At 47.1% G+C, this 25,844-nt stretch carries 23 protein-coding genes and 1 other RNA gene; 2 read left to right on the forward strand and 22 right to left on the reverse strand.

Annotated elements, in window-relative coordinates:
- Positions 1 to 157 precede the first annotated feature (157 nt).
- The 20 genes from lpxC to RS24_RS03215 form a co-directional block, all read right to left on the reverse strand.
- Positions 158 to 1,138, reverse strand: coding sequence for a UDP-3-O-acyl-N-acetylglucosamine deacetylase (gene lpxC, locus RS24_RS03125; protein ID WP_021776732.1), 981 nt, complete (start codon positions 1,136 to 1,138; stop codon positions 158 to 160).
- Between the two features lie 221 nt (positions 1,139 to 1,359).
- Entirely contained in the window at positions 1,360 to 3,057 is a 1,698-nt protein-coding gene (gene ftsZ / locus RS24_RS03130; RefSeq protein ID WP_021776733.1) for a cell division protein FtsZ, read from the reverse strand.
- Positions 3,054 to 3,239 (reverse strand): hypothetical protein, encoded by a 186-nt coding sequence (locus RS24_RS03135; RefSeq protein WP_021776734.1) that lies wholly within the window; start codon positions 3,237 to 3,239, stop codon positions 3,054 to 3,056. Before RS24_RS03135 ends, ftsZ begins: the two co-directional genes overlap by 4 nt.
- A 1-nt stretch (position 3,240) precedes the next feature.
- A complete protein-coding gene (gene ftsA, locus RS24_RS03140; RefSeq protein WP_021776735.1) occupies positions 3,241 to 4,542 on the reverse strand; it encodes a cell division protein FtsA in 1,302 nt (433 codons plus the stop codon).
- On the reverse strand, positions 4,539 to 5,438 hold the full coding sequence (locus RS24_RS03145; RefSeq protein WP_021776736.1) for a cell division protein FtsQ/DivIB: 900 nt from the start codon (positions 5,436 to 5,438) through the stop codon (positions 4,539 to 4,541). The genes ftsA and RS24_RS03145 overlap by 4 nt, the downstream gene beginning before the upstream one ends.
- On the reverse strand, positions 5,426 to 6,331 hold the full coding sequence (locus tag RS24_RS03150; RefSeq protein ID WP_021776737.1) for a D-alanine--D-alanine ligase: 906 nt from the start codon (positions 6,329 to 6,331) through the stop codon (positions 5,426 to 5,428). Before RS24_RS03150 ends, RS24_RS03145 begins: the two co-directional genes overlap by 13 nt.
- Positions 6,331 to 7,269 carry a UDP-N-acetylmuramate dehydrogenase gene (murB, locus tag RS24_RS03155; RefSeq protein WP_021776738.1) on the reverse strand — a complete coding sequence of 313 codons (939 nt, stop codon included), beginning with the start codon at positions 7,267 to 7,269 and terminating at the stop codon, positions 6,331 to 6,333. Before murB ends, RS24_RS03150 begins: the two co-directional genes overlap by 1 nt.
- Complete coding sequence (murC, locus tag RS24_RS03160) at positions 7,266 to 8,696, reverse strand: UDP-N-acetylmuramate--L-alanine ligase (protein WP_038300617.1); 1,431 nt, start codon at positions 8,694 to 8,696, stop codon at positions 7,266 to 7,268. Before murC ends, murB begins: the two co-directional genes overlap by 4 nt.
- A 14-nt stretch (positions 8,697 to 8,710) precedes the next feature.
- Positions 8,711 to 9,841, reverse strand: a complete 1,131-nt coding sequence (murG, locus tag RS24_RS03165; RefSeq protein ID WP_021776740.1) for an undecaprenyldiphospho-muramoylpentapeptide beta-N-acetylglucosaminyltransferase — start codon at positions 9,839 to 9,841, stop codon at positions 8,711 to 8,713.
- Complete coding sequence (locus tag RS24_RS03170; RefSeq protein ID WP_021776741.1) at positions 9,838 to 11,025, reverse strand: FtsW/RodA/SpoVE family cell cycle protein; 1,188 nt, start codon at positions 11,023 to 11,025, stop codon at positions 9,838 to 9,840. The genes murG and RS24_RS03170 overlap by 4 nt, the downstream gene beginning before the upstream one ends.
- Positions 11,022 to 12,413, reverse strand: coding sequence for a UDP-N-acetylmuramoyl-L-alanine--D-glutamate ligase (gene murD, locus RS24_RS03175; RefSeq protein WP_021776742.1), 1,392 nt, complete (start codon positions 12,411 to 12,413; stop codon positions 11,022 to 11,024). Before murD ends, RS24_RS03170 begins: the two co-directional genes overlap by 4 nt.
- 1 nt (position 12,414) lies before the next feature.
- Positions 12,415 to 13,506 carry a phospho-N-acetylmuramoyl-pentapeptide-transferase gene (gene mraY / locus RS24_RS03180; RefSeq protein WP_021776743.1) on the reverse strand — a complete coding sequence of 364 codons (1,092 nt, stop codon included), beginning with the start codon at positions 13,504 to 13,506 and terminating at the stop codon, positions 12,415 to 12,417.
- Positions 13,506 to 14,993, reverse strand: a complete 1,488-nt coding sequence (locus RS24_RS03185; RefSeq protein WP_021776744.1) for a UDP-N-acetylmuramoyl-tripeptide--D-alanyl-D-alanine ligase — start codon at positions 14,991 to 14,993, stop codon at positions 13,506 to 13,508. Before RS24_RS03185 ends, mraY begins: the two co-directional genes overlap by 1 nt.
- Positions 14,986 to 16,470 carry a UDP-N-acetylmuramoyl-L-alanyl-D-glutamate--2,6-diaminopimelate ligase gene (locus tag RS24_RS03190; protein ID WP_021776745.1) on the reverse strand — a complete coding sequence of 495 codons (1,485 nt, stop codon included), beginning with the start codon at positions 16,468 to 16,470 and terminating at the stop codon, positions 14,986 to 14,988. Before RS24_RS03190 ends, RS24_RS03185 begins: the two co-directional genes overlap by 8 nt.
- Positions 16,470 to 18,194 carry a peptidoglycan D,D-transpeptidase FtsI family protein gene (locus RS24_RS03195; protein WP_021776746.1) on the reverse strand — a complete coding sequence of 575 codons (1,725 nt, stop codon included), beginning with the start codon at positions 18,192 to 18,194 and terminating at the stop codon, positions 16,470 to 16,472. The genes RS24_RS03190 and RS24_RS03195 overlap by 1 nt, the downstream gene beginning before the upstream one ends.
- Positions 18,184 to 18,561, reverse strand: a complete 378-nt coding sequence (gene ftsL / locus RS24_RS03200) for a cell division protein FtsL (RefSeq protein ID WP_021776747.1) — start codon at positions 18,559 to 18,561, stop codon at positions 18,184 to 18,186. The genes RS24_RS03195 and ftsL overlap by 11 nt, the downstream gene beginning before the upstream one ends.
- The gene (gene rsmH / locus RS24_RS03205) at positions 18,558 to 19,604 is read right to left on the reverse strand and encodes a 16S rRNA (cytosine(1402)-N(4))-methyltransferase RsmH (protein WP_021776748.1); all 1,047 of its coding nucleotides are present in this window, start codon (positions 19,602 to 19,604) and stop codon (positions 18,558 to 18,560) included. The genes ftsL and rsmH overlap by 4 nt, the downstream gene beginning before the upstream one ends.
- Positions 19,604 to 20,074, reverse strand: a complete 471-nt coding sequence (locus tag RS24_RS03210) for a division/cell wall cluster transcriptional repressor MraZ (protein ID WP_038300457.1) — start codon at positions 20,072 to 20,074, stop codon at positions 19,604 to 19,606. Before RS24_RS03210 ends, rsmH begins: the two co-directional genes overlap by 1 nt.
- 245 nt (positions 20,075 to 20,319) lie before the next feature.
- An RNA gene (gene rnpB, locus RS24_RS09685) (RNase P RNA component class A) lies at positions 20,320 to 20,674 on the reverse strand.
- Positions 20,675 to 20,685: 11 nt separating this feature from the next.
- On the reverse strand, positions 20,686 to 21,462 hold the full coding sequence (locus RS24_RS03215) for an N-acetylmuramoyl-L-alanine amidase (RefSeq protein ID WP_021776751.1): 777 nt from the start codon (positions 21,460 to 21,462) through the stop codon (positions 20,686 to 20,688).
- A gap of 71 nt (positions 21,463 to 21,533) precedes the next feature.
- On the opposite strand from RS24_RS03215, the gene RS24_RS03220 reads away from it, so the two are divergent.
- On the forward strand, positions 21,534 to 22,244 hold the full coding sequence (locus RS24_RS03220; protein WP_021776752.1) for an HAD family hydrolase: 711 nt from the start codon (positions 21,534 to 21,536) through the stop codon (positions 22,242 to 22,244).
- Between the two features lie 7 nt (positions 22,245 to 22,251).
- Here RS24_RS03220 and RS24_RS03225 read toward each other — a convergent pair whose 3' ends face one another.
- Positions 22,252 to 23,961, reverse strand: a complete 1,710-nt coding sequence (locus RS24_RS03225) for a class I adenylate-forming enzyme family protein (protein ID WP_021776753.1) — start codon at positions 23,959 to 23,961, stop codon at positions 22,252 to 22,254.
- Between the two features lie 168 nt (positions 23,962 to 24,129).
- On the opposite strand from RS24_RS03225, the gene RS24_RS03230 reads away from it, so the two are divergent.
- Positions 24,130 to 25,032: an SDR family NAD(P)-dependent oxidoreductase gene (locus RS24_RS03230; protein ID WP_021776754.1), complete on the forward strand. Its 903-nt coding sequence runs from the start codon at positions 24,130 to 24,132 to the stop codon at positions 25,030 to 25,032.
- Here RS24_RS03230 and RS24_RS03235 read toward each other — a convergent pair whose 3' ends face one another.
- Positions 25,033 to 25,833: an enoyl-CoA hydratase-related protein gene (locus RS24_RS03235; protein ID WP_038300458.1), complete on the reverse strand. Its 801-nt coding sequence runs from the start codon at positions 25,831 to 25,833 to the stop codon at positions 25,033 to 25,035.
- Positions 25,834 to 25,844 lie beyond the last annotated feature (11 nt).

The raw sequence follows: 25,844 nt of genomic DNA on the forward strand, positions 1-25,844 counted from the left end.
TCGCATTTTTGAATCGCAAGCCTGACTTTGACGTCATTTCATAGGGAAAGCAAGCCTTTGAGAGCTTTATAGAAAAATAATTCTCATAATAAGAAATAGGTATAAATTATTGAAGGTCTAAGCTCGAAAAAATTAAAAAATGAATAATTACAGACGATTATTCAGCGGCAACAACCTTTACTGCATCACAATCTTCAGGGGTAATAATTTCAAAAGCATCATCATTACTAAAAAGAGCTGAGAGAAGCTTATAATGTAAGGCGTGACCTGACTTATGGGCATTATAGCGACCAAGAATACGAACACCGGCAAGATATAAATCGCCAACAGCATCAAGAATTTTATGACGGATAAACTCATCAGAAAATCTAAGACCCTCATCATTAAGAACGCGGTCACCATCAATCACAACAGCATTGTCCAGAGAGCCGCCAAGAGCTAGACCTGCGGCGTGCATGGCTTGAACATCCTGGAGCATACCGAAAGTACGCGCGTTACAAATTTGGTCGCGGAAATTATCTCCAGAAAGAACAAACTCACCCCTTTGAGTGCCGATAACAGGATTGTCGAAATCAATTTGAGCTTCATAGACACTTTCATCATCAGGCATGAGCTCACAGAACTTATCACCATCTTCGACACGCACAGGCTTTGTAATGCGAAGCATACGTCTTAACTCAGGTAAATCCTGAAGACCGACACTTTCGATAAGCCTAACAAATTCGCAAGAACTACCATCAAGAACAGGAACTTCGGCACCATCTATTTCAATAATGGCATTATCAACGCCTAAACCTGCAAGAGCAGCCATTAAATGCTCGATTGTACCAACAGAATGACCGAATTGATTACCGATAGTTGTGCAGAAAGTGACCTGACAGACCTGACCAAAAAGTGCTGGAATTACAGCTTCTTCGGGGTTTTCAACATCAGTTCTAACAAAAATAATACCGGTATTCGCAGGTGCAGGACGCATGTTGATTTTGACATCAGCGCCAGAATGTAGACCAGTTCCTTCGCAGGAAACAGAGGTAAGAAGAGTTGTCTGATAGCGTCCCTCGGCTGCCGCAAGACGCGCAAACGGTACAGCATCAAACTGTTCATGTATCTGTGCGACTGATACGGGTGGAGGTGCCATTTATAAGTAACCCTTTAAAATTTCCGGCGTAACCGGATAAGTTTTTTTATTCTGATGTATCAAACTGACGGTTTGTGCATACATCACGTAGTATTAGGTACTAAAGGACTATCGTCATTACAAATAACATATTGTTTCGATTTGTTACTTAGTTTCAGAAAGTTACCACCCTATGAGGATTTGGATGGATCCTCAAAGCAAACCTCATAGGGCGGTTAGAATTAATCCTGCCGACGGAGAAAGGCAGGGATATCCAGTTGTGCATCTTCGTAACCGGATATCATGTTAGGTTGCATACTCGTTTGAACCATTGGCGGCTCAGGAGCATAAGTGGGTTCAGCTGTTACCTGAAACCCGCTTTGGTCTGTTTCGCGTGGGGTTGGAATTGCTTCCTCAGGCGGCACAACCGGATCATCAACTTCAATTTCCACAGGATTATCAAGAGGTTCCTGCATACGCTCATTGGGCCCCTCATGGGTCACAACGGAGTCGAACAGATTGTTGATATCCGTGGCATCAGTCGGCTCACTCACATCTGCATTATTCACTATACCGGCATCAGCAGGTTCCGCTTCTTGAACAGATGCTGTGGTCTGCTGAGACTCACTTGGCACAGGTTCTTCATTAGGGTTTAGTAGAACGGATGTTTCCTCATCATTCTTGCGCCCCCCTAAAACACGCTCAAGGAAACCTCTGGAGCGTTTACGATGTCTTGTAACTCTTGGTTCTTCAGGCTTCGGAACCAGGAAAGTAGGTACGGATGCAGTCTCCTGCTCTTCCTCGGCCATTTGCTCGACCATAGATTCTGACGCTTCATCAATTTCTAGAATTTCGACATCATTGTCTTCAACCAAAACATCATCTTCAGTAATGGCAGTTTCCTGTGGAGTTGGTGCAACCGTTGCTTCTGGGCGTTCCATAGGCACAACACGCGGACCGCGTTGCACAGTTTCATCAGCATCAATCCCTGTCGCAACAACAGATACGCGGATAACCCCGGCAAGGGCATCATCATAAATTGCGCCGATAATAATATTTGCATCTGTGGCAACCTCGCGCTTGATGCGGTTAGCGGCTTCATCAACTTCATATAGCGTCATATCTTGTCCGCCTGTAATATTGATAAGCACCCCACTCGCGCCCTGCATAGAGTCGTCTTCCAGAAGTGGATTAGCAATTGCAGCTTCAGCAGCTTCAAGAGCCCGATTAGGGCCATCTGCCTCACCCGTTCCCATCATAGCTTTACCCATTTCATTCATGACCATGCGGACATCAGCAAAATCAAGATTAATTAAACCCGGTTTGGTCATCAAATCCGTTACACTCGCAACGCCTGAATGAAGCACTTCATCAGCAATAGCAAAGGCTTCAACAAAACCCGTTTGCTCATTGGCAACCCGGAAAAGATTCTGGTTTGGAATGATAATCAGTGTATCCACTTCTTTTGAAAGTGCGTTAATACCTGTATCTGCAGACCGCATTCGGCGCGGCCCTTCAAATTCAAATGGCTTGGTAACAACACCAATGGTTAAGATACCCTGCTCACGACATGCACGGGCAATAACAGCCGCAGCGCCTGTTCCGGTACCACCGCCCATGCCTGCAGTCACAAACGCCATATGCGCACCTTGTATCTGGTCGACAATCTCTGCCATCGCTTCTTCAGCAGCAGCACGCCCCACTTCCGGGTCAGATCCTGCGCCAAGACCTTCAGTAAGTTGCGCGCCAATTTGAATGCGACGGTCTGCTTTACTGTTTGCGAGAGCCTGAGCGTCGGTATTAGCAACAACAAAATCAACACCCTCAAGACCTGCTGTAATCATATTATTTACAGCGTTACCACCTGCTCCACCGACACCAATGACGGTAATGCGAGGTTTAAGTTCCCTTTTTGGAGGAACAGTCAGTTGGATACTCATGATTTTCTCCTTTCTTTCGAACACCCGTTAGGGGCCGAAATAGCGCAATCAGGCCCTTCAGTAATATACACTGTGAGATCCATGACCTGAAGCATTTGTGTTCGGCTAAAATCTACCGAACGGGACAAACCGAGACCGGTTTGCGTGAATGGAAAGACAATATTCATCCGCATTCTTTCCATATTAAAAATTCCTTTTTAGCCATTTTCCGGCCTTTCCAAAAAAAGACGGTAAGTTTGGTGTGGCTGGAAGCATGTCGTTTGACCGCCGCTTTTTATAAGCAATAAGACCGGCACAACTTGAGAAAGCAGGTCCGGCAGATGCTTCGGGAAGCCCAGAGAGCCTGATAGGACGGCCCATGCGAACTTGTCGTTCAATCATATGTTGTGCAAGTTCCCGCGCCCCTGTGAGCATCGCGCCGCCCCCTGTTAGAACAGCTCTGGGGCAATGAGTTTTGTTAATCCCGCTTCGGTTGAGATTAGCAAGTAGCAATTCAAATGTTTCCTCAATACGAGGACGGATGATACGACTAATATCGGAACGTTGAATTTTATGCAGCCCTTCCTCACCACTTTCACCAATCAGAGGCACATCAAATTGTTCGTCATTTTCTATCGTTTCACTCAAAGCCGAGCCATAAAGCGTTTTGATTCGTTCGGCTGTCGCCAATGAGACACCGAGTCCCTGCGCGATATCAGCAGTAATATGGTTACCACCAACAGCAATAGAACCTGTAAACACAGGCGCTCCGCTGTGGAATACTGTAAAGCCTGTCGTACCGCCGCCCATATCAATTGACAAAGAACCAAGTTCCATTTCATCTTCAACCAAACAGGCAAGAGCACTCGCATAAGGCGTAGCAACAAGCGTATCAACCTTGAGATGACATTTCTCAATACACGCCAGCAAGTTTCTGACCGGCCTGACAGGTGACGTAATTGCATGGGCATTAACAATTAGTTTTTCGCCAAAAAGCCCTCGCGGATCGTCAACATTAAAACTGTCATCAACTGTGTAGCTAACTGGAATGGCATGAAGCACTTCAACCTGGGGGGATTGACATTTATCGCGGGCAAAAAGCAAGGCCTGCCCCATATGCTCATCATTCACTGCAAAACCATTCAGATTGAGACTGATTTTATAAGATGAACTTGCCAATTTGGGTGACGTAACACCGACCACAACTTTTTTGACAATCATATTCGCCATGCGCTCTGCTGCATCTATCGCTTTACGAATACTTTTTTCGGCGGCGACCATATCTACAACAACACCACCACGCAGACCCTTAGACACCTGATGCCCTACACCAATAATCCGCATGCCAGATTTACCGCTATCATCATCAATAATTTTCTGAGCGATAAAACAACTCACTTTACTCGTGCCAATATCCAAAGCAGCGATTACACCACTCCGGTAATCCGTGTCCCTGTAGACACTGGCATCTTTTTGAGCTGTAAATGGCGAAACAGGAATATTCATGTATTATCCCTTTTTCTGTACAACGATGTGATGGGCAGTGGGCGCGCGCGCAAAACAACACGATCCGGCAAACGTAAATCTATTACGCGCCCCTTCATGGCGAGAACCTTTTTATCACGTTCCATATCCATTAAGAGGTTAAGCGCATTTTGTACATTTTCTGCTGGTAGATGGATAGCTCCACCATGATCCAGATAAATCGTCCAACGGCGGTCACTAATACGTTCTGCGCCAATCATGCGATTTCTGACAACCGGGTAATCTGACAATAAATCAAAAAGTTGCGCGGCGGTGGTTGCGGACTTTTTACCTCTAATATAGGGAAGCGTTTCATATTTATCGAGACTACGCGTTTTGATGATAGCCCCTGTACGGTCAATCAAAGCTGTGCCTTTTTTATGCTTCCACAATGCAAAGGCTTTACGTTCTTCGATTTGGATATGCAGAAGATCGGGTAAAACGCGTGTCACAGTGGCCGATTTCACCCATGGTAAATTTTCGATACGCACCCGCGTCGCATCCAAATCAATTTTAAAAATGCTTTCACCAATTCGTGCTTGCACAACACGACGAAGCTCGGCGCGTTTGGTGTTATAGCGTCCTTCGACCGTCACATCCCTGAGACCAAAACCGCTTTTTTCTAATGACTTATGGGTCATAGCGGAAACATTCTCAGCGAATTTAGTTCCAAATCTTTGAACTGATCCGTTCAATATTAAACCGGTGACGATAAAAGCAACAATCAATGCACCAGCAATAACCGGAAGGATTGGTGCATTTTTCAAATAGCTTACTGAACCTTTTAACGGCGACAATATCGGCGCAATAACCTTATTATGAGACCACATTTTCATATCACTTATGAGGTTTGACAGTTTTTGTTTTATCTTTGACATGATGCATCCTCTACCATCCAGCTAACCAGTTCCTCGTAGCTCACCCCTTCACAAGCGACCATTTCTGGCACCAGAGATAACGTGGTCATGCCCGGCTGAGTGTTCAGCTCCAAGATTATCAATCCATAGCCTCCGTCTGTTTCATCAAGACGGAAATCAGTGCGGGTCACACCTTTACAACCAAGCGCATCATGCGCTGTCAGAGTTTGAGCCTGTACAGCCGCGCGAATATCCGCAGAAATATCGGCTGGCACAATATGAGTTGATCCCCCCTCCGTATATTTGGCATCAAAGTCATAAAACTCATTACTGGCTCTAATTTCCATAACCTCGGAGGGCTTGCCCTGCCAAATTGCACAAGATAATTCTCTGCCCGGCACAAAGGCTTCAACCATTAATGGCCATTCAGAATTTCTTAAGATTTCAGGAATGTCCTGTGTTGAATCCTTCACCAATTCAATACCAACACTTGACCCTTGGTTAATCGGCTTAACAACATAGGGGGGTGTCATCGGGTGATTAGAAATATCTCCTGCAAAAACTTTCATGTCTGGAGCAACTGACAATCCCGCTTCAGTGAAAATCTTTTTGGCCTGGATTTTATCCATCGCCAAAGCCGAGGCCATCACGCCTGAATGTGTGTAAGGGATTTCCAGCAATTCAAAGAGACCCTGAACAACCCCATCTTCACCGCCAACACCATGTAAAGCATTGAATATAACATCTGGCTTTACAGCCTGTAATTGCTCAGCGAGATTACGCCCCGCATCAATTTTACTGACCTGATAATTCGATGCTTCAAGAGCTTTGGCGCACCCTTCACCTGAAATAAGGCTGATATCGCGTTCCGGCGACCATCCACCCATAATAACGGCGACATGCTTCTTCGTCATTACATCGCCTCCCTGCCAATGCGTTTGATTTCCCATTGCAGAGTGACACCTGAATGATCTTTAACTCTTTGGCGCACAACTTCACCAAGTGTTTCCAAATCAGCCGCAGAGGCATTACCGTGATTAATTAAAAAATTGCAGTGCAGTTCTGAAATCTGTGCATCACCTTGGGTCAAACCGCGACATCCAGCTGCATCAATCAACTTCCACGCCTTGAGACCTTCAGGATCAGCCCCACCCGGATTTTTAAAGGTGCTCCCGCCTGTACGAGTTTTAATCGGCTGGGTGTCTTCACGAGAGGCGCTTATCTCTTCCATTTGAGCAAGTATCTTCTGCTTATCACCCGGCACTGTCTGAAAACGGGCGGCGGTGAAAATCAAATCCTGAGGCAGAGCACAATGTCTGTAATCGAAACCCATTTCATGCGCTTGGATTTCATGGCGCTTACCATTTCTATCATAGGCATAAGCATGTGAAAGAACCGTCGCCGTGTCATTTCCATACGCACCGGCATTCATACGCAGTGCACCACCGACAGTTCCCGGAATCCCACGAAAAAATTCCAGACCGGATAATTCAGCATTAGCAACCTGCTTGGACAGCATCAAGTCTGGAACAGCAGCTCCTGCATCCACCTGACCATCTGAGCCAATAATAATATCGCCAAAAGGTCTGCCGAGCTTAATCACCACACCCGGTACACCGCCATCGCGCACAAGTGTATTCGAGCATGCACCCAGCACTGTCACAGGAATTTCTTCGGGGCAGTTTGCCAGAAATATTTGTAAGTCAGCTTCATCGGCAGGAGAAAACAAAATGTCAGCACACCCCCCAACCCGGAACCAACTTACATCCGCCAGGTCAGCTTGCTCCCTGTAACCACCACGGACTTGTGGAAGGCGCGCCAACATATCGGTATTTTTTAAGGCAAGATTCATTTGCTCGCCTCTTTTAATTCAGCCAGTTGAGCAGGTAGATCATTTGCCCATTGGGTAATACTGCCAGCACCCATGCAAATCACCACATCACCGTCACTGGTCATATCAGCAATAAAGCTTGATAGATTTTCAGGGCTATCTAAAAGCCTCACATCGCGATGGCCTTTAGCAATCATATTAGTGACCATAGCTTCGGAATTAACACCCTCAATCGGTGCTTCTCCAGCCGGAAAGACCGGCGCAACAATGACGCTATCAGCATCATTAAACGCTGTGCAGAAATCCTCAAACAAATCACGCAAACGGGTGTAACGATGCGGCTGAACAACAGCTGTGACTCTCCCGCCCTTCCCCGTCGCCGCAGCGCGGGCACTTTCAAGTACAGCGTTAATTTCGACTGGATGATGGGCGTAGTCATCATACACTTCAACGCCTTGCCATTCTCCCGTAAGGGTGAAGCGTCTCTTAACGCCTCCAAACTCGCTGAGTGCCTGCTTGATTGCCTCATCTGTGACCCCAAGTTGCAATCCAGCAGCAATGGCAGCCAGTGCGTTTTGAAGGTTATGCTGTCCCAGCATCGGAAGAGAGAAACCTTGAATTTCCCGAACTTGATTAAGACGTCGTTCAGATATCACAACATCAAATAACGTCTTCTGACCCTCTACCGAGATATTATCAGCGCGAATATCTGCCTGAGGTGACAGGCCATAAGTTGTAATACGCCGATCAGAAATGCGTCCCATTAGGTTCTGAACTTCCTGACTGTCAATACACATCAAAGCAGCCCCGTAAAAAGGAATATTTTCTACATAACGCGCAAATGCATCTCTCAGGCCGTCAAAACTCCCATAATAATCCAGATGCTCAGGGTCGATATTTGTCACAATTCCAATCGTCGATGGCAGACGGACAAATGTACCGTCGCTTTCATCCGCTTCGACAACAATCCAATCACCTGAACCAAGACGCGCATTCGTGCCATAGGCATTTATGACGCCACCATTAATAACAGTCGGGTCGAGCGACGCCCCATCAAGAACAGCAGCAACCATAGATGTGGTCGTTGTCTTACCATGCGTACCGGCAACAGTTAGGCAATATTTCAACCTCATGAGTTCTGCCAGCATTTCCGAACGCCTGATGACAGGAATACTTATTTTTCGTGCGGCAAGAACTTCAGGGTTTTCATCCGTTTTGATGGCAGAGGAAATTACCAGTAAGGCGACATCCGCCATATTGGATGCATCATGGCCTTTGAAAATGTTAATGCCCATATTTTGGAGCCGCTGGACATTGGCATTCTCACTGACATCCGACCCCTGAACGTGATACCCAAGATTATGCATAATTTCTGCAATACCGGACATTCCAATACCGCCAATACCCACAAAATGGACACAACCAATGGCGTTAGGGTGAGATGGCATTTCATAAAGCTGCGTCATGCGGCATCTCCAGATATTTTTATACCATTCGTGTAACCTGCATAAGTCTCAACGAAAGCAACAAGGTTTTCAGTCGCCTGAGGTATAGCGCGCGTTTTGGCAGCCCGCGCCGCAGTTTCAAGCTTGAGAGGATTCTCCATAAACTCGCCAATCATCTCAGCGAGCTTTATCGGGGTGAGGTTTTTTTGATCAACAACCCAAGCCGCTTCATGGTTGCTAAGTTGCAATGCATTTGTCTTTTGGTCTTGATCAATTGATTGCGGCAATGGCACGAGTAATGACGGGCTTCCAATAACCGCCATCTCACTAATGGTTGTCGCACCAGACCGAGAAATGACGAGATGCGACTTCATTATCCGGCGCGGCATATCATCAAAGAAATCTCGCAACTCTGCATCAATACCCAAAGCACCATAAGCTTGCAGGGTCGAGGCAAGTTCGTCTTTGCGGCATTGCTGAACAAGTCGCATGCGATTTAATTTTTCGCGTGGAAGCAGAGATAACGCGTCAGGAAGAAGCGTTGAAAATACACTCGCCCCCTGACTGCCACCGAAGACAAGCAAATTAAAAGCCCCATTCTCATTCGGCCTTGAATAAGCAGAGTCCTTATATCTCAAAACTTCCGGTCTTACAGGGTTACCCGTCACCACCATTGAGCCGCGACTACTTGACGGGACATGCCGTGTTCCTGCATAGGAGGCAGCGATACGTGCACCTAAAAGACTAAGCATTCTATTTGCACGTCCGAGAACCGCATTTTGCTCATGAATGGCAATTTTGCAAAATAAAAGTCGTGCCGCCAATAATGGCGGGAAACTAGGATAGCCACCAAAACCAATGACTGCCACTGGCCGGTTTGAAATCATAATTATCATGGCCTGAAGCACACCCAAAAGAATCTTGAGAGGTGCCAAAAGTTTTTTTACTTTGCCGCCACTATATATCGATCCAGAGGTAAGAAGTTGCAGGTCAACACCTTCGGTTTGGCTAGCATATTGCATGGCACGAGCGTCGGTCAGAATAATAGTTTTGAAATTCTTCTTCTGTAATGCACGCGCCAGCGAAATGGCAGGAAATAAATGTCCGCCCGTACCACCAGCAGCCAAATATATTGTTGGCTTTGTCATACGGCACCGCCCTTCAGATTGAATGTTTTATGTAGAGGTATTTCATCTGCAAAACCGTCGCCAAGAATACGCTTCTTGCCAGATGAATGACGCGTGAGCGCCAGAACCATGCCCATGGTCAAAGCCAGTGCAAGCAGAGAAGATCCGCCATATGAAATGAATGGCAATGTCATACCTTTTGGCGGCATGAGATTAAGATTAACGGCCATGTTAATAATTGTTTGCATGCCAAACAAAATAACCAGCCCTGTGCCTGCAAGCTGCACCCAATGGTCACGGCTATCACGCAGACTCATGAGGCACCGCAAAATTATCGCTGCAAAAATACAGATTATTAATAAGCCGACCACCAAACCAAATTCCTCGGCGGCAACGGCGAAAACATAATCCGTATGACCGTCCGGTAAGACATGTTTGATTTTACCATCACCTGGCCCAGTACCGAAAAGACCGCCATTTCTAAATGCTTCAAGCGCCTTATCTGTTTGATATGTGCCTCCCAGGGATGGGTCGAGAAATCTGTCTACCCGGAATTTAAAGTGTGGGAATGATTGATACAGAAATAACAACAGACCCAGACCTGTCATAGACATGGCGGATAAAAACAAATAAGAACCACCAGCAAGAAAAAACATTGCTGTCCAGACAATGGTAAGCAAAATCATCTGACCGATATCCGGCTGGAGGGAAAGTAAGAAGCACGTCACAATCAGCAAAACAAATCCAATTAAACGCCCGGAAACATCAAGCCTTGTATTCTGCATGGCAAAACACCAAGCAACAGCTACAACAAAGCATGGTTTTAAAAATTCGGAAGGTTGAAGCGAAAAGCCCATAATACGCAACCATCGCGTTGAACCTTTAATTTCCGAACCTATTGTCAGCGTCAGCAATACGCCACCAAGCGCAAGCACACCAAGCCCCATAGCAAGCCGACGAATTTGCACGGGCTCTAACAGGGAAACAATTATCATCCCTACAAAAGCCATGGCGAGAAAAATAATCTGACGATAGGCAAAATGATAAGTGTCAATCTCAAGCCTATGCGCGATGACGGGACTGGCAGCAAATGTCATCACAAAGCCAACTATCATTAAGGAGACAATGCCGAGCAATAACCAACGGTCAATCGTCCACCACCAATTGGCTAGAAAATGTCTATCTGTGCGCCCAAAGCCAATCATGCGACGGCCCCCAAAAGTGAGATTTGGTCATTCACCAATTCACAAAAAGCTGCGCCGCGTTTTTCAAAATTCTCAAACTGATCAAAGGACGCACAGGCCGGTGAAAATAAGACGACCCCGCCTCCTGCCTCAAGCGCATCGGACACTGCCTGGGGCACAGCTTTGTCCAAAGTTTCAGATATTACATGTGGTGTATCTGAAAGTGTTTGAGAAAAAACTTCTGAAGCCGTGCCTATTAAATAAGCGCAGGCGATACGTTCAAAATAGGGACGCAACCGATCAATACCGCCATCTTTAGGAAGACCACCGGCAATCCAGTAAATTTTCTCGTAAGTTGCCAATGCATGTGCAGAGGCCTCTGCATTCGTGGCCTTACTGTCATTAACAAAACGAACGTGGCCGTTGTCGCCAGCAATTTCCCCAACAGGTTGCATGCGATGCGCGAGCCCCTGAAAGCTTGCAAAGGCTTTTATAACATCTTCTCTATCGGCTCCTGCAGAGAGCGCGGCAACAAAAGCCGCGGCAGCATTCTGACCATTATGCGCGCCTTGAAGCGTTGCAATAGCCGACAGATCAACAATGGGCCCATCCTGATCATAAAGCCACCCTTCTAGGTAAAACACCTTCGCTGTTTTTTCTGCCTTACCAGAAATTCTAACACTCACAATGGCGTCATATGTTTCTGCAATTTCAGCAAGAGCGGCTTCATCCGAGCCATCCACACCAATAATCGCAGTGCTGCCAGGCTGGAGGTTTTCAAACATTTGCCATTTGGCTTGAATATATCCTTGCATTGACCCGTGACGATCAAGGTGGTCAGGACTTAAATTCAGCAACACAGCAATATCCGGGCTAAATCGAGGCGACAAATCAATCTGATAAGAAGACAGTTCCAACACATAAATGGTGTTTTCTTCCGCCGGACTCAGAGCAAGAACTGACTGACCAATATTACCGCCAAGCTGAACATTAAACCCACTCTCATCCAACAAATGAGCCGTTAAAGCTGCAGTGGTTGATTTTCCATTAGTACCGGTAATTGCAATCACCTGCGACGGCGCGGGAAAGGACGCGCGTGCTTCCTCGAAAAGATCAATATCTCCGATGACAGGAATTGAAGCTTCCTGCGCGACAGTCACAACCTTATGAGGCTCGGGATGTGTGAGCGGAATGCCCGGACTCAAAACCAGCGCCTCCACACCATCCGGCATTGGAATGAGTTCTTGAATATCAGCACCCAAATCAGCGGCTACTTTACGTTTGCTTTCGTCATCATCCCATGCAGTGACTTTGACACCCCCCGCCCTTAAAGCGCGCACGGCTTCAACCCCGGTGATACCAAGGCCAAATACGGCAACGTGATTGTGGAAGGTGTTTATTTTTATCATCTTACCTCAGTTTCAATGTTGAAAGCCCGATCAAGGCAAGTATCACGGCGATAATCCAAAACCTGATAACAATGGTTGGTTCAGCCCAGCCACGTTGTTCAAAATGATGATGGAGTGGTGCCATTGCAAAAACACGCTTGCCAGTCATTTTAAATGAGGCGACCTGCACAATGACGGATAAAGCCTCAAGAACAAACAGCCCGCCTATAATTGCGAGGACGATTTCATGCTTTGTGGCAACGGCTATGGAGCCGAGCGCCCCACCAATGGCAAGCGACCCCGTATCACCCATAAACACCATGGCGGGCGGCGCGTTGAACCATAAAAATCCGAGACCGGCACCTATCAGTGCGGCTATGAAAATAGCTAACTCTCCAGTGCCTGGGACATAATGAATTTGCAGATAATCTGCGAAAATCGCATTGCCGACCAGATAGGCAATTAAACCGAAGCTCGCCGCAGCTATCATGCTTGGGACAATCGCCAAGCCGTCCAACCCATCCGTCAAATTGACTGCATTAGACGAACCGACAATCACAAAAACCCCACCAAAAGCAAAAAACCAGATGCCAAAATCAATCAAAAAATCTTTGAAAAACGGCACAGCAAAACTTGTCGACAAAGACGCCGGCATGCTGCTGGAGAGACACAACACAATCGCCAAAGCGACAATGCTTTCTATCAAAAGCTTCACCCGACCAGAGACACCTGCGCTGTGTCCACCTTTAATTTTGCTGTAATCATCGGCAAAACCAATGAGACCAAAACTGAGTGTCCCGAGTAACACAATCCAAACATAGGGGTTGGAAAGATTGCCCCATAACAAGGTCGACAAGCTAACAGCAACGAGAATAAGCAAACCGCCCATCGTAGGCGTACCGACTTTAGTAATAAGATGCGATTGCGGGCCATCCTCGCGGATAGGTTGCCCTTTGCCCTGACGCATCTTTAACCGATCAATCATCCATGGGCCGATTAAAAAACTGATAATCATTGCGGTCATGACAGCACCACCGGCTCGGAAGGTGATATAGTTGAACACATTACTACCCGGAACAGCATCTCCAAAATACTGCATAAGATGATACAACATCAGCTCATCCCTCCTTCATTTTGAACTATCGGCGCGCCGAAGCCTTCCTCAACGTCCAAATCAACTAGGCATTTAACGAGCTCGGATAGACGCATACTATTCGAACCTTTTACCATGACAGCGTCTCCGGCATGCACTTCCCTCGTTAGGAAACTTTTTAAACCATCAACACTTGTTGCGTGCGCGCCGCGGCGACCACCGGGAAGCGCGTCCTGCAGAAGCTTCATCTGAGCGCCAACTGTAAAAACAATATCCACATCAGTGTTTACAATATGCTCTACGAGGCTTTTATGGAGCGCATCGCCTTGCCCCCCCAGCTCTTTCATATCGCCCAGAACAGCTATGCGTCTGCCTTGACCAAGGCGTGGAAATTGTCCGAGTGTTTTTAAAGCCGCAACCATAGACTCGGGGTTGGCATTATAACTTTCATCAATCACAATCAGTTCACCATCTGATAGGGAGATGTTATGCCGACGGCCACGCCCATCCATTGCCTTCATTTCTCCGAGTGATAAAACCGCACTGGTCAAATCCTCTTCGAGGACTTGTACAGTGGCAAGAATAGACATGGCATTCACAATTTGATGATGACCCGGCGCACCTATACGGAAGGTCACAGATTGGCCAAGAATTTCAGCACTCACACAACTGCAATGGTCATGAAGTTTGAAGGAAATCACCCGCGCATCGCATGTATCGCTTTCGCCAAAGGATACAACTCTGCGTGCACCCACATCTTTTGCAGATTGTGTTAACAAAGCTGCCCATTCACTATCCGCTGGCACAAGAGCAGTTTTTAGCCCGCCCAGCCCCTCAAAAATTTCAGCCTTTGCTCGGGCAATACCTTCGAGTGAATCGAAATGTTCAATATGAGCATTTGCGATTTTGGTAATCACAGCAATGTCAGGACGAACTTGACGGGTCAGAGGTGAAATCTCGCCCGCATGGTTCATACCAATTTCAAACACCCCGAATTCAGTATCTGCCGGCATGCGTGCAAGGCTTAACGGCACGCCCCAGAGATTATTGTATGAAGCCTGAGAAATATGTGTTTTGCCAATCTGGCTAAAGACCAGCCCCAAACATTCTTTAACAGTCGTTTTGCCAACACTGCCCGTTACCGCTATCACCTTTCCGGACATGCGGTTGCGCGCAGCCTGACCGAGCCTCTCCAACGCGTCTTGAGTATCCGTAACGCGCAAAAGGTGCGTCTCATCTACACCGTTAATGTCATTAAGCTTGGCATCGGCGGCAACAATCGCAACAGCAGCGCCGTTTTCAAATGCGTTGGAAACATAATCATGCCCATCCAGACGGTCACCGCGAATGGCAACAAATATGTCGCCATGAGATAATGTCCGAGTATCAATAGATACACCTTGAGCTTGCCATTCAGCTTGTGATGGCACACCAAGGGCTTCTGAAACTTCCTTAGATGTCCAGAGAGGACGAGCTTCTTGAGACATATCACGTCCGGTTTCAGTCATCTTCACCCTTCCCAACAGTCAACTCTTTAACCAAATCACGCAGCGTCTCGTGATCACTGAATGGAAAAATTTTGTCACCAACAATCTGACCCGTCTCGTGGCCTTTGCCCGCCACCAAAATGATATCTCCCGCATCGGCATCCCTAAGAGCAGCTTTAATCGCCTCTCGGCGATCAGCAACCTCAGTTGCCGCCGGACAAGCTTGCATAATTTCTTGCCTGATAAGTGCCGCATCTTCATTACGTGGATTATCATCTGTGATGATTATGTCGTCCGAATGGTGCGCAGCAACCCGCCCCATTTCAGCCCGTTTGCCTGCGTCACGGTCTCCACCACAGCCAAAAACACAAATCAATCTGCCTTTGCAATGCGGACGTAGAGCCATCAAAGCAGTCATTAAAGCATCGGGTGTGTGCGCGTAATCGACATAACACGCAACACCTTTTGGGGATGACACCACTTGCTCCATACGACCTACAGGCGCAGCAAGCGCTTCAAGGCCTACACGTAAATGCTTAAATGGTAGTCCACCCGCGAGGCACATCGCTACCGCAAGAGCAATATTCTCCGCTTGAAATACACCGGCAATAGGTGTTGTCACCGCAAGAGTTTCACCCTGATAGGTTAGAGTAAAATCGAGTCCGTCAGTACGAGGCGTCACATCAGTCAAAGTGAGATCAGCATTTACTGTATCCACCGTAAATATACGGCGCCCAGCTTTAGACGTAGCCTGTTCAACAAAATTGGATTTCGCGCCCATGCGATTAATAACCGCGACACCGTCTTGCACGAGAACCTCAGAAAAAAGACGTGCCTTTGCATCAAGATAGGTATGCTCATTTTCATGATAATCTAAATGATCGCGCGACAAATTTGTGAAACCCGCAACATTTACCTTCACACCATCAACCCTGAATTGGGCCAACGCATGGCTGGAAACTTCCATTGCCAGGCTTTCAACACCGAGTGCATATAAGTCGCGTAAAATAGCATGCAACATAACAGGTTCAGGCGTTGTATGCTCAAGCGGGAATTGATAATCACCAGCCTTAACACCGAGCGTCCCCATTGAAGCAGATGACTGACCAGCATGAGTCAAAATTTGATCAATAAAAGTCGTCACTGAGGTTTTACCATTCGTGCCAGTTACAGCAAAAATCTGCGGTGGCGCAAATTTGAAAAATCGTTGCGCCAATAAAGCAAGCTGACGACGCGGATTGGCATCTCTTAGAACAGTCTCAACACCATCAGGGAAGTCAACCTCGGGAGCTGCCAGAATTAATCTCGCACCATTCTTGACAGCATCCCCAATAAATTTTGCACCATCCACAACCGAACCAGGAAGCGCAGCAAACATATAACCGGGAAGAACATTCCGGCTGTCTGCTGTCATACCAAGGATTTCAACATTCTTGTCCAAGCTTTTATCCAGAACATCATCCTTAAAATCTTGACCAAGCAATTCATTAAGGCGCATCACAACACCTCCTTTGCTTTGTGAACGATGAAACCCTTATCTCCAGGCATATTTTCTGGCTGTGGCATCACACCGAGCAACGGGGCTATACGTTCAACAATATCTGTTGATAGCGGGACAACATTCCAGCCAGCACCAGTGCCATAAACACCATCAACCTGTTGCGGCTCTTGAAGAATTACAATGAAAGCATAGCGCGGAGCATGCGCCGGAAATGCACCAAGGAAGCTCGTCATCAGACGATTGTTATCATAACCACCCTGCCCTGCCATGCGCGCCGTACCAGTCTTACCCAAAATCTTAAACTTTGATTTTTTGGCATTTTTGGCCGTACCATGCGTGACAACAGCCCGCATAATCTGGCGCATATGTTTGCTTGTTTCTTCAGATATAACACGCACACCAAGAGGCAAATCATCATTGATTAAGCGTGGACGATACATCACCCCGCCATTCACCATCGCAGCACCTGCCACCAATGCCTGAAGCGGAGAAATGCTTATGCCATAGCCGTAAGAACTTGTCGCACGCTCCACCTCACCCCATTGGCGAGGTAATTGCGGTTTTGTCAATTCAGGAATTTCCAATTCTGGTTTGTCAATCAAGCCGAGGCGCTCAAGAAACCCCCAATGTACTTCAGGCGCAACAGAGAGCGCTAATTGCGCCGACCCTATATTTGATGAATGAACAACAATCTCGCCAACCGTCAATGGGCGCTTCTCGCCATGCGGGTCTGTGATTTCATGTCTTCCAATCGAAATTGGTAGAGATGTCTGGAATGTGTCTTCAGGCGAAGCCGCACCGGTCTCCAGCACCATAGATGCCGTGAACACTTTGAAAACCGAACCAAGTTCGTAACTACCCAAAGTCGCCATATTAAATAAACGCTGATGACCGGCATTCCAAGGAGTCAGATTAGGATTGAAATCCGGCAATGACACCATGGACAAAATATTGCCATTCATAACATCCATAACAATGGCACTTCCACCGGTAGCAGAAAATTTCTCAATGCTTTTCGCCAGTTCAGTTCGGACACTGTGCTGTACCCGAATATCCAGCGTGACAGGCAAAAACCCGTCATACCCCGAAGGCTCAACATTACGGTCCAGAAAAAATTCCAGTCCCGCAAGTCCTTGCATATCGCTGCCGACAAAACCGAGCATATGGGAAGCCAAAGGCCCATGCGGGTAAAAACGTCTATTCGCCTTTTGCATTTTTAATGCCGGATCACCCAGCGTTAGAACCGCCTTATATTGTTGCGGCGTGAGACCCTTCATCAGCTCGACATAGCTACGATTAGACGTCAAAAACCGTTTTGCTTTTTCGCGATTGAAACCGGGAAGCATCTCAGATAATGCGGAAACCGTTTCATCAATATTGGAGATTTTACGTGCATCAGCACCGAGATTATAAGCGCTGATTTGCGTCGCCAGCAGGACACCATTGCGATCAACAATGTATGGACGCTCTTGAGCCATCTGCGGCGGAACACCTTTTTTGGCCAACATTGGCCCATCACCCCCGACGGTTAAATTGGCCAGGCGCACACCAAGCAACATAAAGATGAGTGCAAAAACCCATACCGCCAACCAAATGCGCCGACGCGTAATATCAACCGCGTGTCCTTCTAAATCGCCGAGACGAATACCAAGCTGAGCATTTGTTGTCTCAACCAAATCGCCGCCCGGACGTATCAGAGATGGCATGACCTCACCTCGCATCAAGCCCCCCTCTTTCACCCGACATCATCCAGCCCTTTTGCCAATTGCCTTGATTATCAGACTTAATATTTGCCTTCACGATTTTATCTTCTTCAGAAGTAATAAAGCTTTCTGGTGTCCGTATCTGAGTGGCCGCGAGAGGCTCAAGACGCAAATGTATTTCCGATAATCTTTCAAGCCGGGCAGGATTATTCAGGCTCACCCATTCGGCCTCCAAAATGCGGCGTGTGATTTTCTCTTTCTCAATCGCGCGCTCGGCATTTCTGATAGCTTTATATTCAGCATCTGCGCCATAACGGATGTGATAGACCGCCGCAAAAAGCAGGATAACAGCTATGAACATAAAGATATTTACAAGACGTATCATGCGCGCACCCCACTAGAGTCATCCGCCGGAGCTTTGAACAGCACATCATCCAATGCAAAAGCCGGAGCACCCGTTCGCCTTGCAGCACGCAAGCGAGCAGACCGAGAACGCGGATTATGCGAAATTTCATCTTCAGTCGCCTTGGTTCCTTTTCGCGTTAGTTCGGTAAAACTAGGCGCAGGGAGGTGCATCTCAGGCATATGCCTGGAAGGACGCCCGGCTCGTCCGGTCCGATGTGCGAGGAATTTTTTTGCAATTCTATCTTCCAGCGAATGGAAAGTGACCACAGCCAGCCGCCCCCCATCGCCGAGTATATTTTCAGCCGCCGCCAAACCACGCACCAACTCACCAAGCTCGTCATTCACGTAAATTCTCAAGGCTTGAAATGTTCGTGTGGCAGGATGAATTTTTTGTAAGCCAGCTGGCTGACCTATTGTCTGTGACACAATATCTGCCAGTTCCAATGTACGGGAAATTTCCATATCACGACGCACACGCCCGATAGCGCGCGCAATCGCTCTTGCTTTTCGCTCCTCGCCATAAAGGGCAATGATACGGGCGAGTAATTTTTCATCTATTGTATTAACAATATCGGCAGCGCTAGGCCCCACTTGCCCCATGCGCATGTCCAATGGGCCATCATTATTAAATGAAAACCCACGCTCTGATTGGTCAAGCTGCATTGAAGAGACACCCAAATCCAGCGTTACGCCATCCACTTTCTGAAACCCGTGCGCTTGGGCGAGTTCCTGCATATCGCCATAACAACCATGACTTAATTTCAGGCGATCACCAAATTGTGCCTGTAGATTTCTACCCGCCTCTATTGCATCCGGGTCGCGGTCAATGGCAATGACAGCGCAATCAGCAGCCTCAAGCAAAGCGCGTGTATATCCACCAGCACCAAATGTACCATCAATAAAAATTTCTCCATCTTGCGGAGACAGGGCTTCGATAACCTCGTTGAGAAGAACGGGAATGTGAGGACGCGTTTCCGGGTAACTTCTGTCATCAGTGGTTTTGTCAGAACATACCCGGGCCATCATCCGCCTCCGGCTTTATCAGGCAGAGGTCCAGCAGCAAGGGACCTCAACATCCCTCGATGTTGTTTGGCAAGCTCACGCGCTTTAGACCTGTGATCAGCAAAAACTTCTGGCTCCCAAATTTGAAACTTGGCGCCTAAGCCTACAAATGTGAGGCTTTTATCAATACCTGCATGGTCAAGAAGAGCCGTTGGTAAAGTTACGCGCCCGTCACCATCGAAATTTAACTGGTGACTGTCGGCAAAAAGGGCTGTCGCCAGAGCATCTCTCTCCTCGGAATAGGGGTCAAGTTGCCCGACCATCTGATTGACATTATCCATCAAAAGCTGACCACCCCCCTCTATCGCGCGCTCGGTAAAAGAAGGATAGAGGTAAACACCGTTAAAACCCTGAGCCACGGCAGCCGCACGGAAGACGGAAGGTACGGAAACCCGCCCCTTTGCATCAATTTTACCCGTCACTGTTGACATAAAAGCTGTCAAACTCGATGCCTCCTCAATTTCTCCCTTATTTAATGACCTTCATGTGCGCCTGAATGACTTTATTGGACACAATTCAGGCATGGTCCTTAATGGGATATATAGGGATACCATGGGATTTTATGGGATGTCAATTCGTTTTATTGGGATTTTATAGGGACTTAACACTCTCTTGAGTAAATGATACAGCCACCCAAAAAATTAAAATCTGGGCAAAATGTATCTAATTATGAAAGAAGGATAGACAGTCTATAAGCCGGGTTCTGTCCTTATGTGAAAACACATAATGTGCAGTCATTCATCTGGGATGACCGTTACCGGACACCTCTTGCAACCTACCCAAGCGACAACCTAGGAACTGGTTATGCGCCGCTTCTATTTGGTTTTGCTCCCGATGGGGTTTACCCTGCCATGCCCGTTACCGGACATGCGGTGCGCTCTTACCGCACCATTTCACCCTTACCCTGACGGGCGGTTTGTTTTCTGTGGCACTTTCCCTCAGGTCACCCTGGCCGGGAATTATCCGGCATCGTGTTCCCATGGAGCCCGGACTTTCCTCCCCTTCACAGAGGCGACTGCCCGACCGTCTATCCGATTTCTGTCTATTGCTTCCGGCTGATAAGGTCAAGCAATCTTGCACAACATTCAGCATCAGCAATGCCGTCAACTCGCTCAGAACGAAAATGAAGTTGAAAGGCGCGCATCACTGTTTGCGTCACTGCACCGTAAACGCCATCCGGTGTTATCTGGTATCCGAGAGCCTTGAGAGCCTGCTGGAGCTTGAGGACCGCTTGTCTTTGCTCCAGCGCATCACCGGATATTTGAATTGGCTCAAGTTCAAATAATTGAGGACGAGACAAAGTTGCCAAATCCTCCGCACCACAATCTGACCAGAGGCCGACACCTTCAGCGGCAAGCCCCTGCCAATCAAATAAAGAGCCGGGGTCGGTTTTGCGTGTGGGTGCAACATCACTATGTGCCAAAACGCGGTGGGCAGATATTGGATGGCGGCTTATTATATCTTGCGATAACTTAATTAGCGATTGCCACTGATTTGATGGAAATTCCGGCTCCTCGCCATTTTCATCAGGGCCGGGATGCGCGACTTCAATCCCGATAGAATATCCATTCACATCCGTTTCACCATCCCAAAAAGCAACCCCGGCATGCCAGGCCCGTTTTCCCTCATCAACAAGGCGATAAACCTGCCCCTCTTCATCAATGACATAATGGGCGGACACTTTACTGTCCGGGTCACATAACCTGTCCAGAGCTAATCGCGTATCGACCATGCACGTTGTATGCATAATCAACATACTCACCTCATCTCCATCGGGGCGGGCATTGTAATTTGGTGACAAACATTCAATCATTTGCATATTAAGTTACCATTCGTGGTATGCAGACACTGTAACCCACTATAGCTCTTTATTTTACATGGTTTAAGTGCATGACCCACAAATCCTCTGCAACACTTTTATTCGATCTAGACGGCACACTAGCTGACACGGCTCCAGATTTATGTGCAGCGATGAATTATGTTTTAAGCACAAAAGGACTTGAGCCGGTTCCTACCGAAATTGTTAGAGGCATGATTGGGGGTGGCGCACGCATGATCCTTAAACGGGGTCTGGCGTATAGAAACGTCAGTCTCTCAGAGGCAGAGCTAGATAAGGATGTTGACGACTTCGTTGCCTGGTATATGGATAATATCGACACACACACAGAAATATTTCCACATGTTGAAGATATTCTGCAGACCGCACAAAAAGCCGATATCGGTCTGGCAGTTGTAACCAACAAAAGATTTGATTTGTCGGAAAAACTTTTGACCCGACTTGGACTATTGAAATATTTTTGCACATTGGTTGCCGGTGACACATTGCCTACCAGAAAACCTGACCCCGGCATGATTTATGAAGCTATGAAAAGACTGGATGGCGACCCCTCTCAAACCATTATGGTAGGAGATAGCGCAGCCGACACACAGGCAGCCCAAAATGCGGGTATCCCGTGTATTTGTGTTACCTTTGGATATTCCCTAGAACCTGTTCAATCGTTAGGGGCGGAAGCCATCATTGATGATTATGAAACTTTCTATGACATTGTGACAGCCTTACGCCCAATAATGGGGCACCGACTATCAAAAATCTCTCATTGAAAGCAAATTAGACAGCTTGCGCAGTATCCAAGGCATCCCTTAATTCGCGCTTAAGAAATTTACCACTGGCATTTCGTGGCAAAGGATTATCAAGGAACCAAATATATTTTGGTGATTTGTAAGCAGCCATATTCGCTTTGCAATGGGCACGCAGTTCATCCGCTGTCATTGTCACACCAGGCGTCAGATAAATAGCAACGCCGACCTCTTCGCCAAGCCTATCATCCGGAACGCCAAAAACTGAACACTCAGCAATTCCATCAAATTTATAAATAGCGGACTCGACTTCGGCGCAATATACATTCTCTCCACCTCTAATAAGCATGTCTTTGGCACGGTCCATAATATAGACAAAGCCATTTTCATCTTTGCGAGCAATATCACCCGTATAAAGCCACCCGTCTTTAATGGTCTCAGCAGTAGCTTCGGGGTTATTGAGATAGCCCTTAAAAATAGCTGCACTTTTAAAACAGATTTCACCTAATTCGCCATCAGCAACTTCATTATCGTTTTCATCAACAATTTTGGACTCATAAACAGCTATAGTCGGCCCAACACTCTCAGGATTAGCGACATAATAATCTTTATTAATGGAACACATCATGCCGCTGCCTTCGGTCATGCCATAGCCCGTACCCGGCTTCCCGTTAACAAGTTTCTCATCGATTTTTAAAACCAAATCCGGCGGCACCTGCGCTCCGCCGCCACCCATCATGGTAATAGAAGAGGTGTCGAATTTGGCAAAATCAGGATGCGTTAGAATTTCACGTGACATGACCGGCACACCGGTAAGCCCGTTGACCTTTTCTCTTTGAACAATCTCAAGCGCCTCTTTTGCATCCCATTTATACATATGTATCATCTTACCACCACCAATCGTAACAGGCTGCATAATGCAATTATTCGCCGTTACATGAAAAAGAGGTGTTGTGATAATCGTGATTGTTGGTGGTTGGGAACCGTCGTTTTCCATATCACCATTCAAACGTGCTGAAGAAATATTATAAACATAAGAACTAAGCACATAGCCCATGAGCTGGTTAATACAACTTCGGTGGGTCAGTTGTGCACCTTTCGGTCGTCCAGTCGTCCCCGATGTATAAAAAATGCACGCATCGCTATCGGTATCAAATTCCGGAGTTGGTTGATCGCCGCCAAAAGATTTCAGCGTTGAATAATCTATCACATCCTCACCGGGGTTTTCCAAGCGAACCCCAACAACACGCATATCAGGAAACCTCTCCCGAATATTCATAAAGCGGTCATGGCGCTGCTGATCGCATATCAAAATTTTAGGCTGGGAGTCTTCCAGCGCGAAAGCAAGCTCTTCTTCTATCCACCAAGCATTGACACCAACAACGGCAACGCCAACATTAACAGCCCCCCAATAAGCGAGAGTCCATTCTGGAAAGTTTCTCATGGCTATGGCAACGCGATCACCAGGTTGAACACCATTCGCCAGCAACCAATTACCTATCGATGCCACCTCTGCGTGAGCATCTTTATAGAGCCATCTTTCATCTCCATAGATGATGTAATCTTTCTCAGCATGCGCTTCGGTCATCCCCCATATATCTCTCAAAGTCGGCGGAGCAAGCGCGAAAGATCTAACTTCTACGCCGTTAACCTCAGTCGTCGTAATAGCGAATAAACTCGCTTCCCCCGTCAACTCTGCTGTGACCTGATTAAGAATTTCATACATATTTTTGTCTGTCATTTGCCCTCACGTCCACAACTTAAACAACTTCAAAAGGTTATAATTTATCGAAGGTTAGATTGGATAGAAAAAAAATTCTATATTTAAATTGATATGCTTGACCCATTACATGCAAATAGGTGATAAGTCTTTTGGAACATGCATTTGGGATAATTTTAGGGGAGAATTATGAGTCTTGATTTCACTGGAAAAACTGTGATTGTCACCGGATCTGGAGGCGGCCTTGGCCGCAGTCACGCTTTAGAATTTGCGCGCAGAGGCGCAAACGTCGTTGTTAACGATCTTGGAGGCTCAGTAGACGGATCAGGCGGATCGTCCGAAGCAGCCGATGCAGTGGTGAAAACCATCATTGATAACGGTGGCAAGGCCATTTCCAACGGCGCATCAGTGACCGACGACAAAGGTGTCGCCAATATGGTTGAGCAGACACTTTCAGAATTCGGCAGAATTGACGTTCTCGTTAACAATGCCGGTGTGCTCCGCGATAAATCATTTTCCAACATGTCCATGTCCGATTTCGAATTTGTCGTTGATGTTCACTTGATGGGAACAGTTAAAACAACCCATGCCGTGTTTCCAATCATGAAAGAACAAAATTACGGACGTATCGTCGTGACCACCTCATCTTCCGGCCTATACGGTAATTTTGGTCAGTCAAATTATGGTGCCGGCAAAATGGGAGTCGTTGGCATGATGAACACGCTCGAACTTGAGGGTGCTAAATATAATATTCATGTAAATGCACTGGCGCCAGTTGCCTGGACACGCATGACTGAAGATTTAATGCCGCCCGAAGCAGAGGCCCTCCTCACGCCTGAAAGCGTAACTCCTGCCGTAGTTTTCATGAGTTCCGACCAAGCACCAAGCGGACAAATTATTTGCGCAGGTGCGGGCGTTTTTGCAGCGGCACAAGTTGTGGAGACACCCGGGAAACTGCTTGGGTTGGATGCTGCAGCAGAAGATGTCGCGGCAAACTGGGAAGAAATATCTGATCTAACCGAGGCCAAACCATTGGGCATGGGTTTTGAGCAATCAGCGAAATTCTTCGCCCTTCATAATCTCAAGCGATAATTAGCTATCTGTAAATTGTGGCGGCCTTTTTTCAATAAATGCCGTCACAGCTTCCAGATGGTCATCCGTCGCATGAAGCTTCGCCTGCTCAACCGCCGCCATTTCAAGTGCAGCATCAAGCTCAGGCGTTTTTGCACTTCTTAGTAATCTTTTTGTTGCCCGTAAAGCAGCTGTCGGCTGGGAAATAATTTTTGCCGCCAACTTTTCGGCTGCTGCCATCAACTCTTCACCTGGATATACTTCAGATACGAGCCCCCAACTTAATGCTGTTTCTGCATCAATAATACGCGAGGTGTAAAGCATTTCAGCCGCGCGTGACGCACCTATATTTTGCGGCAATATCCATGAACCACCATCACCTGGAATAAGACCAATTTTCAAAAAAGTTGACCCAAATCTTGCAGATTGTGCTGCAAGACGAATATCACAAAGGCCTGAAACGTCATGCCCCAAACCAACTGCAGGGCCATTCACTGCCGCAATAACTGGCACAGCACAATGCCAAATAGACCTGACAATTTCATGCACATTGTTGCGATAATTATCCGCGATGTCGGCTTGCGACCCAGCGAACAGGTTTTCTCTGTCACGCATGTCTTTGACATTACCACCGGCAGAAAATGCGCGACCTGCACCAGTAAAAATCACGCACTTAATGGAGCGGTCTTCATTAATAGCGTCAAACACTTTGCGGAAGGCATCACCATCCCCCGGTTCGCCCAAAATATTTAATTGGTCAGGACGGTTAATTGTGACGGTCATGACCGCCCCTTGCCGAGAGGTCAATAAAGCGTTGCTCATATTATCTTCTC

Origin of the sequence: Candidatus Micropelagos thuwalensis (assembly GCF_000469155.1) — a bacterium.
Taxonomy (GTDB): Bacteria; Pseudomonadota; Alphaproteobacteria; order RS24; family RS24; genus Micropelagius; species Micropelagius thuwalensis.

Excerpts from the sequence above, each read along its gene's own strand:
- rsmH (WP_021776748.1), bottom strand. The coding sequence starts at position 19,604 with ATGGCCCGGGTATGTTCTGACAAAACCACTGATGACAGAAGTTACCCG.
- RS24_RS03225 (WP_021776753.1), bottom strand. The coding sequence starts at position 23,961 with ATGACAGACAAAAATATGTATGAAATTCTTAATCAGGTCACAGCAGAG.
- mraY (WP_021776743.1), bottom strand. The coding sequence starts at position 13,506 with ATGTTGTATCATCTTATGCAGTATTTTGGAGATGCTGTTCCGGGTAGT.
- murC (WP_038300617.1), bottom strand. The coding sequence starts at position 8,696 with ATGCCATCTCACCCTAACGCCATTGGTTGTGTCCATTTTGTGGGTATT.
- RS24_RS03145 (WP_021776736.1), bottom strand. The coding sequence starts at position 5,438 with ATGTCAAAGATAAAACAAAAACTGTCAAACCTCATAAGTGATATGAAA.
- murB (WP_021776738.1), bottom strand. The coding sequence starts at position 7,269 with ATGAATCTTGCCTTAAAAAATACCGATATGTTGGCGCGCCTTCCACAA.
- murD (WP_021776742.1), bottom strand. The coding sequence starts at position 12,413 with ATGATAAAAATAAACACCTTCCACAATCACGTTGCCGTATTTGGCCTT.
- RS24_RS03220 (WP_021776752.1), top strand. The coding sequence starts at position 21,534 with ATGACCCACAAATCCTCTGCAACACTTTTATTCGATCTAGACGGCACA.
- RS24_RS03230 (WP_021776754.1), top strand. The coding sequence starts at position 24,130 with ATGAGTCTTGATTTCACTGGAAAAACTGTGATTGTCACCGGATCTGGA.
- RS24_RS03185 (WP_021776744.1), bottom strand. The coding sequence starts at position 14,993 with ATGACTGAAACCGGACGTGATATGTCTCAAGAAGCTCGTCCTCTCTGG.
- RS24_RS03195 (WP_021776746.1), bottom strand. The coding sequence starts at position 18,194 with ATGCGAGGTGAGGTCATGCCATCTCTGATACGTCCGGGCGGCGATTTG.
- ftsL (WP_021776747.1), bottom strand. The coding sequence starts at position 18,561 with ATGATACGTCTTGTAAATATCTTTATGTTCATAGCTGTTATCCTGCTT.
- ftsA (WP_021776735.1), bottom strand. The coding sequence starts at position 4,542 with ATGAATATTCCTGTTTCGCCATTTACAGCTCAAAAAGATGCCAGTGTC.
- murG (WP_021776740.1), bottom strand. The coding sequence starts at position 9,841 with ATGACAAAGCCAACAATATATTTGGCTGCTGGTGGTACGGGCGGACAT.
- RS24_RS03215 (WP_021776751.1), bottom strand. The coding sequence starts at position 21,462 with ATGCAAATGATTGAATGTTTGTCACCAAATTACAATGCCCGCCCCGAT.
- lpxC (WP_021776732.1), bottom strand. The coding sequence starts at position 1,138 with ATGGCACCTCCACCCGTATCAGTCGCACAGATACATGAACAGTTTGAT.
- ftsZ (WP_021776733.1), bottom strand. The coding sequence starts at position 3,057 with ATGAGTATCCAACTGACTGTTCCTCCAAAAAGGGAACTTAAACCTCGC.
- RS24_RS03150 (WP_021776737.1), bottom strand. The coding sequence starts at position 6,331 with ATGACGAAGAAGCATGTCGCCGTTATTATGGGTGGATGGTCGCCGGAA.
- RS24_RS03235 (WP_038300458.1), bottom strand. The coding sequence starts at position 25,833 with ATGAGCAACGCTTTATTGACCTCTCGGCAAGGGGCGGTCATGACCGTC.
- RS24_RS03210 (WP_038300457.1), bottom strand. The coding sequence starts at position 20,074 with ATGTCAACAGTGACGGGTAAAATTGATGCAAAGGGGCGGGTTTCCGTA.
- RS24_RS03190 (WP_021776745.1), bottom strand. The coding sequence starts at position 16,470 with ATGCGCCTTAATGAATTGCTTGGTCAAGATTTTAAGGATGATGTTCTG.
- RS24_RS03170 (WP_021776741.1), bottom strand. The coding sequence starts at position 11,025 with ATGATTGGCTTTGGGCGCACAGATAGACATTTTCTAGCCAATTGGTGG.
- RS24_RS03135 (WP_021776734.1), bottom strand. The coding sequence starts at position 3,239 with ATGGAAAGAATGCGGATGAATATTGTCTTTCCATTCACGCAAACCGGT.